Annotated in this window: 16 protein-coding genes; 6 read left to right on the top strand and 10 right to left on the bottom strand. The window is 45.1% G+C overall.

Features of this window, described 5'->3' with window-relative positions:
- The first annotated feature begins 26 nt into the window (after positions 1-26).
- The 3 genes from QWZ05_RS01930 to ltaE are packed head-to-tail and all read left to right on the top strand — an operon-like array spanning position 27 to position 2,809.
- Complete coding sequence (locus QWZ05_RS01930; protein ID WP_264875556.1) at positions 27-1,043, top strand: GGDEF domain-containing protein; 1,017 nt, start codon at positions 27-29, stop codon at positions 1,041-1,043.
- Positions 1,044-1,057: 14 nt separating this feature from the next.
- Positions 1,058-1,783 (top strand): sulfite exporter TauE/SafE family protein, encoded by a 726-nt coding sequence (locus QWZ05_RS01925; protein ID WP_290297102.1) that lies wholly within the window; start codon positions 1,058-1,060, stop codon positions 1,781-1,783.
- Positions 1,784-1,801: 18 nt separating this feature from the next.
- A complete protein-coding gene (gene ltaE, locus QWZ05_RS01920) occupies positions 1,802-2,809 on the top strand; it encodes a low-specificity L-threonine aldolase (RefSeq protein WP_290297099.1) in 1,008 nt (335 codons plus the stop codon).
- A 34-nt stretch (positions 2,810-2,843) separates the two neighbouring features.
- On the opposite strand, the gene QWZ05_RS01915 is transcribed toward ltaE, so the two are convergent.
- The 3 genes from QWZ05_RS01915 to QWZ05_RS01905 form a co-directional block, all read right to left on the bottom strand.
- Positions 2,844-3,464 (bottom strand): alpha/beta fold hydrolase, encoded by a 621-nt coding sequence (locus QWZ05_RS01915; RefSeq protein WP_264875557.1) that lies wholly within the window; start codon positions 3,462-3,464, stop codon positions 2,844-2,846.
- Positions 3,465-3,547: 83 nt separating this feature from the next.
- Complete coding sequence (locus QWZ05_RS01910; RefSeq protein WP_264875558.1) at positions 3,548-5,557, bottom strand: EAL domain-containing protein; 2,010 nt, start codon at positions 5,555-5,557, stop codon at positions 3,548-3,550.
- An 82-nt stretch (positions 5,558-5,639) separates the two neighbouring features.
- Positions 5,640-5,993, bottom strand: coding sequence for a hypothetical protein (locus tag QWZ05_RS01905; RefSeq protein WP_290296187.1), 354 nt, complete (start codon positions 5,991-5,993; stop codon positions 5,640-5,642).
- 348 nt (positions 5,994-6,341) lie between these two features.
- Here QWZ05_RS01905 and QWZ05_RS01900 point away from each other — a divergent pair, with 348 nt between their 5' ends.
- Positions 6,342-6,485 carry a hypothetical protein gene (locus tag QWZ05_RS01900; RefSeq protein ID WP_290296185.1) on the top strand — a complete coding sequence of 48 codons (144 nt, stop codon included), beginning with the start codon at positions 6,342-6,344 and terminating at the stop codon, positions 6,483-6,485.
- Here the strand turns inward: QWZ05_RS01900 and QWZ05_RS01895 are convergent.
- The 6 genes from QWZ05_RS01895 to QWZ05_RS01870 form a co-directional block, all read right to left on the bottom strand.
- The gene (locus QWZ05_RS01895; protein WP_264875561.1) at positions 6,482-7,072 is read right to left on the bottom strand and encodes a 4Fe-4S binding protein; all 591 of its coding nucleotides are present in this window, start codon (positions 7,070-7,072) and stop codon (positions 6,482-6,484) included. The two genes, QWZ05_RS01900 and QWZ05_RS01895, sit on opposite strands and share 4 nt — an antisense overlap.
- A complete protein-coding gene (locus tag QWZ05_RS01890) occupies positions 7,072-7,680 on the bottom strand; it encodes a molecular chaperone TorD family protein (RefSeq protein WP_264875562.1) in 609 nt (202 codons plus the stop codon). The genes QWZ05_RS01895 and QWZ05_RS01890 overlap by 1 nt, the downstream gene beginning before the upstream one ends.
- Before the next feature lie 156 nt (positions 7,681-7,836).
- Positions 7,837-8,673: a DmsC/YnfH family molybdoenzyme membrane anchor subunit gene (locus tag QWZ05_RS01885; RefSeq protein WP_264875563.1), complete on the bottom strand. Its 837-nt coding sequence runs from the start codon at positions 8,671-8,673 to the stop codon at positions 7,837-7,839.
- Between the two features lies 1 nt (position 8,674).
- On the bottom strand, positions 8,675-9,289 hold the full coding sequence (locus QWZ05_RS01880) for a DMSO/selenate family reductase complex B subunit (protein WP_264876221.1): 615 nt from the start codon (positions 9,287-9,289) through the stop codon (positions 8,675-8,677).
- Between the two features lie 10 nt (positions 9,290-9,299).
- Positions 9,300-11,747, bottom strand: coding sequence for a DmsA/YnfE/YnfF family dimethyl sulfoxide reductase (locus QWZ05_RS01875; protein ID WP_290296182.1), 2,448 nt, complete (start codon positions 11,745-11,747; stop codon positions 9,300-9,302).
- Between the two features lie 172 nt (positions 11,748-11,919).
- Positions 11,920-12,933 (bottom strand): AraC family transcriptional regulator, encoded by a 1,014-nt coding sequence (locus tag QWZ05_RS01870; protein WP_290296181.1) that lies wholly within the window; start codon positions 12,931-12,933, stop codon positions 11,920-11,922.
- Between the two features lie 96 nt (positions 12,934-13,029).
- On the opposite strand from QWZ05_RS01870, the gene QWZ05_RS01865 reads away from it, so the two are divergent.
- Together QWZ05_RS01865 and QWZ05_RS01860 are read left to right on the top strand one after the other, a co-directional pair.
- The gene (locus QWZ05_RS01865; RefSeq protein ID WP_264875566.1) at positions 13,030-13,374 is read left to right on the top strand and encodes a DUF3302 domain-containing protein; all 345 of its coding nucleotides are present in this window, start codon (positions 13,030-13,032) and stop codon (positions 13,372-13,374) included.
- Positions 13,368-14,591, top strand: a complete 1,224-nt coding sequence (locus QWZ05_RS01860; protein ID WP_264875567.1) for an HlyD family secretion protein — start codon at positions 13,368-13,370, stop codon at positions 14,589-14,591. Before QWZ05_RS01865 ends, QWZ05_RS01860 begins: the two co-directional genes overlap by 7 nt.
- Before the next feature lie 59 nt (positions 14,592-14,650).
- Here QWZ05_RS01860 and QWZ05_RS01855 read toward each other — a convergent pair whose 3' ends face one another.
- Positions 14,651-15,532, bottom strand: a complete 882-nt coding sequence (locus QWZ05_RS01855) for a LysR family transcriptional regulator (RefSeq protein ID WP_290296178.1) — start codon at positions 15,530-15,532, stop codon at positions 14,651-14,653.
- Between the last annotated feature and the right edge of the window lie 76 nt (positions 15,533-15,608).

The raw sequence follows: 15,608 nt of genomic DNA, 5'->3' as shown, positions 1-15,608 counted from the left end.
ATAGGACACATTGACCGAAGAAATCGATGAGCAAAGATGAATTTGTAAAGGCCACGGAAAACCTTAAAAAAGCCGTGCCATTGATGATGAAAAACAAGGTAGCCACCACACCAGCGAACTATGCACTCTGGTACACCTATGTTGATCATGTTAATCCTCAACTCAATTCCGAAATGGACTCCATACTGGAGAGCTATGGGGAGTGTCCTCCGAGTCAGGCTAAATCAATCTATCAGAAACACATTGCGTTAAAATCTGAAACTGACATTAACGAACTCAAAGCGAGTGTAGAACTTTTGGTGGGTGAGCTCGATGCATCGATGACTGACACCATCAATGATACCAGCGAGTTTTCTCGTTCACTGGATAAGTCATTTTCTGAACTAGAAAGAGTTGAGAAAGAGAGCCTTTCATTCGATGAAGTGATGACGGTAGTGCGCAGTTTGGTTAAAGACTCGCGAGAAATTCGTCATTCCACAAGTTTTTTAAATAATCAACTCTCCACGGCGAGTGACGAAATTAGCCGACTCAAAGAACAACTCGCACAGGTACAGCAAGATGCGCTCTTCGATTGCCTCTCACACCTGTATAACCGCCGCGCCTTTGATGCCGATATTCATGCACTGTGTGATAGTGAACAGCCAATGTCTCTTGTCCTGCTCGATATCGACCACTTTAAGGGGTTCAATGACGAATATGGGCACTTATTAGGTGATACCGTTATCAAAGCGATTGCTAAGCGTCTTAGCCAAGCGAGCCGCGACGGGATCAACGCTTATCGCTATGGTGGTGAAGAGTTTGCGCTGATCATTCCAAATAAATCTGTTCGTATCGCTCGTCAGTTTGCTGAAAGCTTGCGCCGCTCCATCGAGAAGATCAGCATCAAGGATCGCAGAACAGGTAAAACCGTCAGTAACATCACCGCCTCTTTCGGGGTCAGTGAATTTCAGCCCGGGGATAAACCTGAAAACATCGTTGAGCGCACCGATCACCTGCTGTATGAAGCTAAGCAGCTTGGTCGAAATCGCGTCATGCCGCTGTAGGTTTACTTAACATGATGTTTGACGATTGGTTTACCACCAGCGCGCTGATTGCATTCGGCCTTATATTTCTCGGTGCTTTTGTGCAAACCGCGATCGGCTTCGGCCTTGCGATTGTCGCAGCACCACTATTGTTTCAAATAGACCCGACCTATGTACCCGGCCCAATTTGTTTTGTCGCGTTATGTTTATCGGTAGTCAATGCGATGAAGAACCGAGCCAATATTGAAATTGGCGGGCTTAAAATGGCATTGATAGGACGAGTGCCTGGCTCGCTCGCGGGTGCATGGCTACTCGTGGTTGTGTCAGGCGAGCAACTCTCTCTATTGCTTGGGGTTATTGTATTGCTTGCGGTGGTCATCAGTTTACTGCCATTTCGTATCGAACCCACGCCAACACGTATGGGCATAGCTGGATTCTTTTCTGGTTTCTTTGGTACCAGTTCCGCTATTGGCGGACCACCAATGGCTTTACTATTGCAGCATCAGGATGCCGGTAAGTTACGAGGTAACTTGTCAGCCTTTTTTGTGTTTAGCTCAATGATATCTCTCATGATCTTAATCCCTACTGGGTATTTTGGTTGGTATCACCTCTATATGACATTGCCACTGCTACCCGCAGCTTGGCTCGGTTATATAATCGCAAATAAAACCACGCAGTCACTTCCCAAAGAGAAGATTCGTATTGGCGCACTTGTATTGTGTGCCGTGAGTGGACTGACAGCGATTTTGCAAGCTCTCTAATCAAAGGATTTCATTATGATCGACTTTCGTTCCGATACGGTAACGCGTCCCACACAACTAATGCGAGACGCCATGGCGTCAGCACCTGTTGGCGATGATGTTTATGGCGACGACCCAACCGTTAATGACCTAGAGTCTTATGCCGCGCACCGACACGGATTTGAAGCTGCGCTTTTTACCACATCAGGCACACAAGCCAACTTACTGGCGCTAATGGCGCACTGTGAACGTGGTGATGAATATCTTTGTGGTCAGCAAGCTCATAACTACAAATACGAGGCCGGCGGTGCCGCAGTATTAGGGTCTATTCAACCACAGCCCATTGAGAACAATCCTGACGGTACTTTGTGTTTCGAAAAATTGAAAGCCGCCATCAAGCCAGACGATTTCCATTTTGCGCGCACTAAGCTCTTGAGTTTAGAAAATACTATTAATGGTAAAGTACTCCCTCTCGATTACTTAGCCCAAGCACGTGAGTTCTGTGACCACCACAAGCTATCGCTTCATTTAGATGGCGCACGCGTCTACAACGCATCTGCAGCGCTAAACGTCGACATCAACGAAATTTCACAGCACTTTGATTCGATGACCATTTGTCTATCTAAAGGCCTATGTGCACCGATCGGCTCGCTACTATTGGGTAGCGAAGCGTTAATTAGCAAAGCGCGTCGAATTCGTAAAATGCTTGGAGGAGGTATGCGTCAAGCGGGTATCCTTGCCGCGGCCGGAAAACTTGCCCTTACCCAACAAACCAAACGCCTTGCAGAAGACCACAGCAATGCTCAATATTTAGCGCATCAGCTAGATAACATTGATGGATTTAACGTAAATGTAGACTTCGTACAAACCAATATTGTCTTCGCCAAAGTAGACGAATGCATTGATATTGACCTATTAACAAAGTCACTCGAAGCAAAAGGGATTCTTGTGTCAGCAAGTAACCCGATTCGCTTTGTTACTCATCAAGACGTCAATCGAAATAAAATTGATGTGTTATTGAGTGAGTTAAAAGCTCTGACTTTATAAGGTGACAATCTTTGATAGACAGGCGCCAGCCACATTAGCTGGCGTGCTGAAACTGGTTTTTTTGGATAAAATGATCGATCTGGTTAGGGACGACCTGACTGTATATCAGCGCTGTATGGCTGAAATGTGTAATGATGTGGTCAGTCATTCCTTCTATACGAGTCTCTTCAACGGTGACAGTGCCGTCAGAGGCTTCCATCTCTCCCAATAATAGACGTCGCGCGCCGACATCGAAATTACCTGCAATACTGCCTAGCGGCTGTGGGAGGTTCCACCGGTTATCTTGGGTTGCTAACCCATGTTGTGGGGAGTTGCCAAGAAATACCCCCATCCCCATCTCTTCTATCACCGAGACAATGGATGCGCCTTGCAATGGAGAGCCTATCGTTACAACGTGAGAAACTCTGTCAGTTCCATGTTGTCTGTCGTCCAGATAACGCTGAATCATAAGCCCACCGAGGCTATGGCCGACCAACACATTTGGTCCGTTTTCGTCAAGGGCTCTATCAATCCGCCTAAAAATGCGCTGAGTATCTATTGCGACCGAGTTATAAGTAATTAGCCGTGTTTTATAGCCATGCTTTTCTAAGTTGGTCGCTAAAGGCTGCATAACGATGCCATGCATATACAAACCGTGAAGAATAACAACGTTCACCCCTACCTCCTTGAAGAACGGTCGTTGTTAGCAATATACCTGTTTTGGTATTAACTTTGGAAGCCCGTTAACGAGATAGTGCTTTATGACATCACGATAACACCGTTGTTAAGCACTTGATTTTGGATCAGACTATCGAGTGTGTCACAGGCCAGAATCTCGTCCAGTGGCCGTGGTCTACTAAAGATATAGCCCTGAACATAATCCACACTTAAACTCTTAACCGTCTCTAGTTCAGATACAGTCTCTACCCCTTCGACGACGACTTTCACATTGAGCTCGTGCGCCAACTGGGTAAGCATTTTAACGGCCAAAAATTTATGACGAATAGTATCAATGTCTGAAATAAAGCTCTTGTCGATTTTTATACAATCAAAACGCAGGTTGTTAAAGTACTGAAAAGACGAGTTGCCGGATCCAAAGTCATCAACAGCAATATCGATCCCATTTTTTCGCGCTTTAATCACCTCTTTGGAGTCCATTAGGCTGTTATCAAAATAGGCGGACTCTGTAATTTCAACAGTTACATTGGTGTGTTCAGGTTTAAATTTTTGAATCACCGCGCACAGCTCATCAAAGATTCGCAGCTTCTCATCTGAATCAACTAAGGAGCAGTTCAGTGAGATGTTTTGATGCCCAGAAAACTTTTGTTGAATTTGCGTGAACCCTTGTAGCGCTTTTTCTGCCACTATTTTGTCTAATACGTGTACGACACCCAATGTCTCTGCTGTTTCAATTAGACTTTGTACCGAGAACGTCTCACCTGCGTCACAAAAACGGCAAAGGGCCTCAAAGCGGTGTATTTTCCCTGTCATTAAATCAACAATCGGTTGATAAGCTATGTCGAGTTTTCTCAAGCGTACAGCTTCAAGCACCAGTGACGTTTGCTGCTGTTCTTTAGTCGCAATTTCAATCAGTTCTGGGTTAAAAAAAGAGTAAGGGCTTTTACGGCGATCATGTATCTTCATCGTCTGGTAAGCGCGATCGACAACTTGTTCTATGGAGTGTCCATCGACGCCATAAATATCGACACCCCATAAGCCATTTACGATGTCGCGATAGATCAGGTCATGCACGTTTGACTTTAAGTCTTTGCGCAGCTTCCTGAGCACTTTAGTGACTGCATGGGTATCTTTAAAGTTATCTGGACACAACTTTGCCACCACACAATACACGCCGTCTTCGAGTCGTGCCATGGTAATGGCTAAGGTCAGTTGTCTTAGAGCAAGTGCTAAGCGGCGATTGGCTTCTTTACGTACAGACTTAAAGAAATCGGGTTGGATACAGGCCACCAGTAAGACTTGATCTTTGCATTCAGACTGATTCACCTGTTCTAATAAAAATTGCTTGTTTGGCATCTCTAATGTTGTTTGCCAGTGTTCTTCCTTTTCATGGCTTAAATTAAACTGACGGCCACTCACCTCAGTCAGCCTAATTAAATACACCAAATTTTCGGTACACCAGTATAGCTTTTTGATGTCGATATCTTGTGTTGTGCTTTTCCCATCATGCGTCACGAATTCTGCAACACCTCCCCACCCGTCTTCACCATTATGGCTATCACACAGGCGCTCTATGGCTGTTTTAGTTTCTCTACTGTTGGTTAAACATGAGAGATGCTGACCAACAATGTGACTTTCTGTCGTACCAAAAGTACCAAGAAGATGATCATTAACACACAATATATTCATTTCAGAGTCAGTAACGACGACCCCTTTGCGGTGGTCTTTGAGAAAGCTCATCAAAATCCATTCAGAGTCAACCTGCTGCGGAATAATCGATTTTACACAAGCGCGACCAACAACTTCTGTGTCATTGCAGGACATCACGTCTACGTGAACAATTGCTCTACGCGAAACGTCCATATCAAAAATCAGTGTTCCTTTGCTTTTGTGTTCTGTGGATGGCGCTTTAAGCAGAGAGAGTAATCGAGTACGAGTGCGCTTGGACATTCGTGACAGAAATTTTTTCAACTCTACCGGGCCAAACCGGTGGTTTGTTTGGTCTACCATCGAGTATTCAACTTCCATACTCTGTCTAAGTAACTTCCATTCAATAACAGAACCTGGCGGTAAGGTGATTTCTAAATCCATACATCATCCAAATATATGCAGCTTAAATCATTTTAGGACACATTAATTGCTAAACCCAAATAAGACACTGATTAGTTTGATATTACAGTAGAAGAGTATTTTTTTGGCTCAAGATCAACAAATAACGAACATAAGTCTTGGCTACCGTGTTGTCTTTCCACTGATTAACAACTCTCATCGCCGCACAATAGTAGTCAGGATTTTTAAACAAGGTACAGAGCACATGATTTAAGTTATCGAAACGGACACGCTCGCGTTCAGTTATGACCGATATCGGCTTGTCAACAACCGCACCAAGCCCATGCTCTATCCACTCTACAAACACCTCACGGATCTCTAATTCTGCTTCGGGGACATCCGCTGGAGATAGGCTTACGTCAACAGGCGGAGGCTTTATGTAATGTAAAGCTCTCGGACACGATACGTACTTGTACATTCCTCACTCCTAACGACGATTATTGTAAATAAACTAGGACCGATAGAAGAAAAAACAACTGTTAGGAGATCGAATTAACACTTTGCTGACTTGCGGGAAACGAACACTATATTTTACTTTGAAAACAACAGATTTATTCTATTCTACTACTAGAGGAAAAATGTAAGGATACAAACATGATCGATATAACGCAGCTAGAAGAGATGTTTGAAGGGGACGAAGAGTTGATACAAGCGCTTTTCTTAGCGTATCTCGACGACACATAAAAAAGTAGAGACATACACCTCGCAGGGCGACTTTGAACAGCTCTTCTTTATCTGTCACACGCTGTACGGGACGCTCAATAACTTGTGTGAGTTTGAAATTACACCCAATCTAAAGAAACTCGAAGAGGCAGCGAGAGATGGCAGTCTTTCAGGTGAAGAAGATTTGGCTAAGGTGTTAACCGAACTGCCGAAAATAGAACAGCAAATGCAGACCTACCTCGCCTAGATAGGAGTGTTAGCAGCGAACTGCATCTCAATAGCACTAAACGGGCAACCCTGACCGCAGCGACCACAACCGTCACACTTTGAGCTATCAAACGTTGGTAGTTCAAAATTCTCTATCGTGACGGCGCGGGTTGGACAAAGTTGTTGGCATAGTTGACAGTCCCCCACGATAGCGTTCTGACAACTGGTACGAAACATCGGACGCATTTGCACATCAGTTTGAATGCCATGCAATGCCCCCGTTGGACACACCGAAGAACAATTACCACACTGACTGCAATAGCCGTAATCAAAATTCAATTGTGCAAGGTCATGTTCAAGCACAATCACCTGCTCTGGACACGCTGTGGCACACTCCCCACAACCATTACAAACCTGTTGAAAAAGCACTTCATCCACAGCTTTGGGTGGTCGAGCAACCTTTCGCTCAACATGTTCTATATCACCAATACCCGGTATGTGCGTTTTGTTTGGCGATTCGTTGATTGAACGCTTTGCTCCCGACGTCAACGCACGGAACAAACCACGGCGACTGACCGTGTTTTGCTCCATGTAAGCCTTATAATAGCGAGACTCTTTTTCAGACATTAGCGGTAGAGCTTTAACGCTTTAGGTTCGATAACCAGTAATTCCTGAACGGCTTCACACCACTGCTGTGCCAGGCCAGCTAACTGTTTATAGCTGTTTGATAACGCGTGCTCTTGAACTAACTCAAGATAACGGTAACACCAAGGAAATAAGTGATCCGCAAATAGGGATTTAACGATAGTAATATCAGTTTGTTGCTCTAGAAATTGGCTTACAGCAAACAACATCAAACCAAACTGATCTTCTGGCTCACGCATACCGGTATCTAACTCAATGCCATGCTCACGTAAAAACTGACGGTACGCTACGGTACTATCGCCGAAAATCACCTCTTCTCGGTCAAGATATACTGAACCCCACGGCGGTGCGACCATGATCTCACCCCCCTCAAACAACAAGAAAAAGTCTTGATTTAGGGTGTCCTTCAACTCACTGTTGACGGTTTTACACCAATCAGAGAACGCACTCTCTTGCTCTTGTGCATCCACTGCCATCGCACGAATCAAAGACTGATTATTGGCATCTGTAAGAGGAAAATAGAACAAAGAACCCAGCACTTTGGCCATGGTTTGTAAGCTATCTAAGTCAACTTCGAATTTTTCTGTCATTGTTTTTTTCTTTTTGAGTAATATCCAAATAACTTTACGTACCGTATAACTTTAAACGCAAATAACGCGCTTTGCTAACCGACAAAAAGTGATTTGGAAAGGACTCAACAATAAAGGGCAGAGAGTCCCCTGCCCAATACCATTAACCTCTAAAGACTACATACCCGCTGTCATGTGCAATCCGAAGAATACACTACGGCCAATCAACTCTGCTGCCATCACAAGCGCAAGGCCTGCAACGCCCATTGGCATCGCATTTTTGCGAATAGAGATTAGCCAAATAGCTACGCCAACAAAGATCATCGCAAAACGCGCATTCTGAATAGAAGCCATATTTGGAACGAGCTCATTGGCAGAAACGATAGCTGAACGAATCATGTTCAAATCACCAACCATTGCCATGGTCGCAATAACAATAGCGATAACCGCCAGTACACCACCAGCCATCGCCCAGTTATTAAACTTAGGACATTCAAAACCCGCTGCTGCCGCTAATACTTGTGCCAAAATGACACCACATAGCACTAAAGTCAGAGCAAAGTTCACGCTAGTAAATGGCGTATCCCAAGTCGGCACCGTGTTGATTAGGTACACATTAGTCATCGCATACATGAATACGAAACCGATGACCATGGTGCCAACCATCATCGCTTTACGTAGACCTTCAGAGCCTTTGTTTAACAACTCAGCTAGCCAGTAAAGACCGCCGAGACCAAAGAATGCCGAGCCAAATAAGATCTCGCGAGACAGCCAAGACTCTCCAACTTGGTTTAGCGCGTTAATCGCACGCATCGGGCTACCAAGGTGCGCGGTTGACGCCATAAAGCCAAGCGCCATAAACGCCCAGACGAAGAACAAATTTCGGTTAAGTTTCGCTTTTGTTTCTCCCTTGAGGTCAACAACCAAATTGAGTATTGCGACCACAATGAACGCACCTACCGCAGTTTGAGCGAACACAGTGAAGAAAATCAGCGGCCATTCATGCCATCCCATCTTAAACCTCCTTAGGGTTTGCTAGGTGACCCGTCTGATCATCCGTAGGACGCGCATGACGGTTTGGTTTAATCACGATGTTTGGTTTTGTCAGAGTTGATGAAGGCAATGGCGCAACATCCGCATTGGTACCGTATTTGGCACGTAACTCATCGATTGGACCAAACTCTAGCGCACGCAGTGGACAAGAACCGACACAGATTGGGTCGAAACCCTCTGCTACGCGTTCAAAACACCCGTCACACTTGGTCATGTGGCCTCTCTCTTTGCTGTACTGCGGTGCGCCATAGGGACATGCATTTGCGCAGTGTTTACAGCCGATGCAGACCTTTTCATCAACAATCACGAAGCCATCTTCACGTTTATGCATTGCCCCTGATGGACACACTTTGGCACAAGCAGGCTCATCACAGTGGTTACAGGCAATCGATGTGTAATAAGCAAACACATCTTGACGATAAGTGCCGTTTTCCTCAACCCAGTTGCCACCCGCATATTCATACACACGGCGGTAACTACGATCGACACCTAAGTCTTTAAAGTCTTTACAAGCAAGTTGGCACGTTTTACAACCCGTACATTTGCTTGAATCAATATAAAAACCGTATTGTTTCATCATTCAGTCCTTACGCCTTTGTTGCTAGCTGAACTTCAACTAGGTTTGTATGTTGCGGATTGCCTTTAGCCAGTGGGCTTGGATTTTGAGAAGTCAGAACGTTAATAGAACCGTTATGATCGACCTTATTGCCGTCTGGTGCATACCATGCCCCCTCACCCAACGCTACTACACCTGGCATCATACGCGGTGTTACTTTGGCGTTGATGCGGACTTCGCCTCGGTCATTAAAGATACGAATACGATCGCCGTTTTTAATCCCACGACGCTCAGCATCGATAGGGTTAATCCACATCTCTTGTTGCGCTGCTTGTTTTAGTACGTCCACATTGCCGTAAGTAGAGTGGCAACGCGCTTTGAAGTGGAATCCCGTCAACTGCAGTGGATATTGACCACGCTTCGGAGAATCCCAACCTTCACTAGTGCTAACGTAGATCGGTAATGGGTGAATAACGTCGCCTTCTGGAAGCTCCCACTCTGCTGCAATGTTTGCCAGTGCCTCAGAATAGATCTCGACTTTACCTGAAGGTGTATTGAGCGGATTGGCCTGAGGGTCTTCACGGAACTCTTTGTAAGCCACATAGTGACCATTTGGATCGCTACGCTTCACAATGCCCTGCTTACGCACAGTCTCAAAGTCCGGAAGTGTTGGATCAAGTTTCAAGGTTTCAGCATAAAGATGACGAAGCCACCCTTCTTGGTCACGACCTTCAGTAAACGCCTCTGCTACACCTAAACGTTCAGCTAAATCAGAGCAAATTTGGTAAATGCCACGCGCCTCAAATTGAGGTTCTATCGCTTTATCTGCAAAGATGAAATACGGCATGTTTGCCGCTTTTGCATCCATACAGAAATCCGCCTGCTCAGAAGTCGTTAAGTCTGGAAGGATAATATCCGCATATTTAGCCGATGACGTCATATGGTTATCAATAACCACAATCATCTCACACGCGTTGTCGTCTTGAAGGATCTCATGTGTTTTGTTGATGTCTGAGTGTTGATTGATCAGACAGTTGCCCGCGTAGTTCCAAATGAACTTAATTGGCACATCCAACTTATCTTTACCACGGACACCATCACGTGTTGCCGTCATTTCAGGACCACGCACGATGGCATCTGTCCATAGGAACATCGAGATGGAGGTTTTGATTGGGTTTTGTAGTGTTGGGAAACGAACAAATGGGATATTGTAATCCGACTCACGAGCGCCCGAACCACCGCCATGAATACCCAAGTTACCCGTAAGCAGAGCTAACATAGCAATTGCGCGAGACGCAATTTCGCCATTTTGGGTACGCTGTAAGCCCCAACCTTGATAGATCGCACAAGGCTTAGTTGAACCGATTTCACGCGCCAATTTGATGATGATGTCTTGTGGAATACCAGTAATAGGTGCTGCCCACGCCGGTGTTTTTTCAACACCGTCTTCGCCAAGGCCTAGGATGTATGACTTATAGTCGCTGTTCTTAGGTGCTGATGCTGGTAACGTTTTTTCATCGTAACCGACACAGTATTTGTCTAAGAATGGCTGGTCAACGAGATCTTCTTTGATCATCACGTGCGCCATCGCCGCAATAAGTGCAGCATCCGTACCTGGTTTAATCGGTACCCACTGATCCTCACGCCCTGCCGCTGTATCGTTATAGCGCGGGTCGATCATGATCATTTTTGCGTTGGACTTCTCTTTACTCTCGATAAGGTGGTGAATCAAACCACCGCCAGACATACGTGTTTCAGCAGGATTATTACCAAACTGAACAATCAGCTTACTGTTTTCAGTATCAGAGAACGAGTTACCATTCGCCCAACCGCCATAGGTGTAGCTCAAACCTTTCGCGATTTGTGCTGTCGAGTAGTCACCATAGTGGTTTAGGTAACCGCCTGTTAGGTTCATTAAACGAGCAATCAATGATGAACCAGGAGGCCAAGATTTTGTTACCGTGCCACCCAATGTGCCGGTACCATAGTTCAGGTAAATCGCCTCGTTGCCGTACTCTTTTTTGATTGACTCGATGCTTGCTGCAATCTCACTGTAGGCTTCATCCCAAGAGATGCGTTTAAACTTACCTTCGCCTCGCTTGCCTACTCGCTTCATTGGGTATTTGAGACGATCAGGGTTATAAACGCGGCGGCGCATAGAGCGACCACGCAAACATGCGCGAACCTGCACATCTTTGGCTGCGTAGTCATCTTTACCCGTATTATCGGCATCTACCCATTTGATTTCGCCATCAGCGACATGCATACGCAGTGGACAACGACTACCGCAGTTAACAGTACACGCACTCCAAACCACCTTTTCTTCAGTAGGTTTAGATTCGCTGTTGGCTTGTGCAGATTTAAAAGGCAGGGAGATGGCACTTGTTGCTGCTGCAACACCACCCAGAGCCGAAGACGTTTTGATGAATCCGCGTCGGGTTAACGACGGACTCAGTAATTGCTTCAGTGATTTTTTCATATTGAATTGCTCGATTATTGTTATGAGTCTTTCACGTGCCATAGTAGCTATGAATACGTAACCAAATCTTGATGCAAATCAATCATCACTCTTTAGGGTTAGCTCATTTTTAACATGCTGATATCAAATAATATTTATTATCATTACGATGGTAATCTTGCGCTCTGGCTGTTCATAGAACACGCTGCTGCACATATTCTCTAGGCGTAACACCACGGTGCTTTTTAAACATTCGGTTAAAACTCGCAACACTGCTATAGCCAATGGATTCAGAGATTTGCTGTGGGGATACTCCCTTAACCAGTTGCTCCGCTGCATAATGACTAAATACATAGTTTGACAACACCGTAAAGTTACCCCCGAGCGAGTTAAGCTTACGCTGAAGTTGTTGGCTAGAGAGTCCCATAAAACCAGCGACTCTATCAATGGTTGGAAAACCATAATACCGCGCATATTTGATCAACTCTGCAATGGTTTTTATCTCTTCGTCTGGATTTGGCATGTCCAACAAACTATCTAGGTCACTGTAGGTCATCGCCAGAGAGGCACTGCTCTTTATTGGCCGGTTCAATTGATAAATTTGATGATCGTTATTCAGCCACACTTCGGTTCTGTGATGGCTCCATTCGACGTCACAACCAAAAAAGGCGCTATAAAGGCTGGTGTCTTTTCGCATACCACAGAGCTGGACACGCATTGGGCGATATTCTGCTCCTAGATATTCACGGATGAGTTTGACCATAAAAATTGCAAATCGGATACTGTCATGCACCCTCATATCTGAAGGAATTCCCTTAACGTCATAAGTCCATTTAAGGATATTACCCACTTGCGAGCCTTGCAGCATCGCCCCGGAGTGAATCGACGATACGCCGCCGTTAAAGCGCCTAACGCAGCTGATAAGATCCTGTGCAGACAAAATCCAACGACTGATGATTTTCGCTTTGTCGATAGGCATATCTGCCATTGAATGCAATACGTAGTTTGAGTCCTGTGTTTGTATCTCTAACTCTCGATACATCAGCGTCAGCTCACTAACAGGAATCAGCGACATCGAGTTTTCAAACGCTCTGTTTGGTATAGAAATTTGTCTACCTTGAAGCCCATAACGCTTGATACAGTTCAAATATAGGTTTTCAGCCCCAAAAGATCGGATAAATCGAACTCGCTCCATAGCAGATCTCATCAAAACCTCATTCATTTTGATTAAATCTGTCACAAACTGCCATCTGTAACAAACTATTTCGCAAAATCTCTCCATCAAATTTCTTAGGGATTATCAATGAGCCTAATATCCACTCCTTTTGTCGGCACCAGTGCCGACACTGCACTACATGTTGTCGCTTTTTCGGTGCTGATACTTTCTGTCGGCGCTGCCGTGTACGGCTTTTGGCGTGTACATGAGCTTCCTATCAGCAAAGCTCATCATCGACAGCATAATCAGGTTGGCCTTATTACAATACTCACCTGGATCGGTTTTATCTGGCATTGGGTGTGGGTTCTGGCCGTGATCCTCGCTTTCGTCGATATCGAGAAGGCCATTATTTCAGTAAGAGACACATGGCGAGCAACGCCAAGCCAAAATCAGTCAGCAGAATGCAAAACAGAGGAAGGTGAATCATGCTAGAAGGTTTAGCGGTATGGGCACTCTTTATCTATCTATTGCGCTTAATAGGAATGCCTTGGAACAAGTACACTAAGGGCTTTGCTTATCTTGGGGGAACTGGCTGGCTTATGTTTGTCTGGGTGGGCTTAATTAACTACACTCCGATGGATATGTCAGGTGGCTCGCTGGTGCAATCCCCTCATATCCAATTAAGACCAGATTCGTTGAACGTAAAAGGCAAAGTGACGGCGATACATATATCTCCGAACCAACAAATTGAAAAAGGCCAGCTCATTTATGAAGTGGACTCAACCCAATATGAAATTGCGGTCAAACAAGCTTTAGGCGAAGTCGAGGCTTCAAAAGTGGCTTTGGCGCTAGCGAGTGAAGATATCGGCATTGCTAAAGCTAACCATCACTCACTGATACAAAACATGACCACCACAATCAGTCAGCTCAACAGCGCTAAGGTCGATTTAGATTTACAAACAAGCATGCTTGAGCGCTACCTAGAACAGAACCGAGTAGTGAAAGATACTATTCCTGAAAGCGATCTCGACAAACAGCGCAGCCTAGTTGATGTGGCTACCCATAATGTGTCTGCCATTCAGTCACAACTCGATACGATTGAAATTGAGGCCGATAAAGCCCTGCTCGCTATCGACAAGTCCAAACTCACCGTCAACTCTCGCCAAGCAGAGCTTGAGAAGAGTGAGCAGCAGCTCGCACAAGCGCAATGGGATCTTAAAAGTACTAAAGTTTACGCACCGGCCGATGGTTTTGTTACCAACTTTATCTTGCGTGAAGGGCAGCGTATCTCGAATATGCCGCGCCTTCAGATGTACACTGATGAGAAATACGTACTGATGCGTGTTAATCATCAGGCAATACGTAATATCCAGCCTGGTAACACGGCAGAGTTTGCGTCTTCTGTTTACCCGGGTCATGTATTCGCGGCCGAAGTCGAAGGCATTGTCGAAGCCACTGGTGAATCGCAAAGTAATCTTCTCGGTTGGGACTCGAAAGTACGCAGTACCACAGGGCAAAACGCCAACAACAAGCACCACTTTGTGCGCTTAAAAATTGCAGAAACCGAAGGTTATGATCTTCCTGTTGGCTCTGTAGGTCTGGCTTGGGTCAGTGGTGATAAACCGATTGGTTTCTTGAACTTTCTCGATGTGATTCGTGGGATCATCGTGCGCATGAAGTCGCAGCTGTATTACTTCTATTCCATCTAACTCATCAATTATTCCATTTAACCGATCAATAGCAAAAGTGAGAAGCTAAAATCAAAAATCTAAAGGGTTAATCTTGGCTGAATATAATCAATAAACGCGGTAATTCGGCGAGCTAGATTAGATGACTTGTAGTACACGGCATTGACAAGTTCGCGCCCTGTATTGGTTGCTTTGTTTTGTTCAAACAGGGCAACCAGTCGACCTTCTTCAATATCTTTCTTCACCATAAAACCAGACAAGCAAGAAATGCCATTGCCATTGAGTGTCATCTGACGCACGGTTTCTCCATTACTCGCAGTGAATGTAGGTTGAATGGACATTCCTCCATCAATGGGCCAGTGATTCAATACTTTTACCCCTGAGAAACCTAATAGGTCATGTTGCTCAATCTCTTCACGCGAGGTAGGTACACCGCGTGTTGCAAGATAATCTTTGGAAGCAACAATAAACAACTCACTTTTACCTAATGAGCGGGCGTGCAATGTTGAATCGGTGAGTTTACCAATACGGATTGCTATATCCGTTTTTTTCTCTAACAGATCCACAAAGCCTTCGTTTGAAGTGAGTTCGAGCTCAATATCCGGATAATTTTGTTTGAAGCCTTTAATGAGAGGAATTAACTGATGAAAGATGAATGGGCTGGCAGCATCAACGCGTAGCTTTCCTTTTGGCAACTCGCCTCTCGATACGACTTCCTCTTCTGCGCTGTTGAGTGTCGCAAGGCCCAAACGCACTTTATCAACAAACTGTCTTCCCTCTTCGGTCAGCTCTACCCTTCTTGTGGTTCGATTTAGAATCGTAATCCCCAGCTGACTCTCTATACGAGTAACCGCACGAGAAACTTTGGCCACTTGAATTTCAAGCATTTCAGCGGCAGAAGAAAAGCCTCCCGTATCCACAACCGCAATCAGTATTTCTAAGTCGTCAGAGCGTGTCTTCATAGCCGATACTCACAAGCAAGATTATTGCAACTATAGCAAAAGTCATTTGTGATAATCACTGTTTTTTGCAAAAGGC

This window comes from Vibrio agarivorans (assembly GCF_030409635.1).
Taxonomy (GTDB): domain Bacteria; phylum Pseudomonadota; class Gammaproteobacteria; order Enterobacterales; family Vibrionaceae; genus Vibrio; species Vibrio agarivorans.
This window is presented reverse-complemented; position numbering and strand designations above follow the sequence as displayed.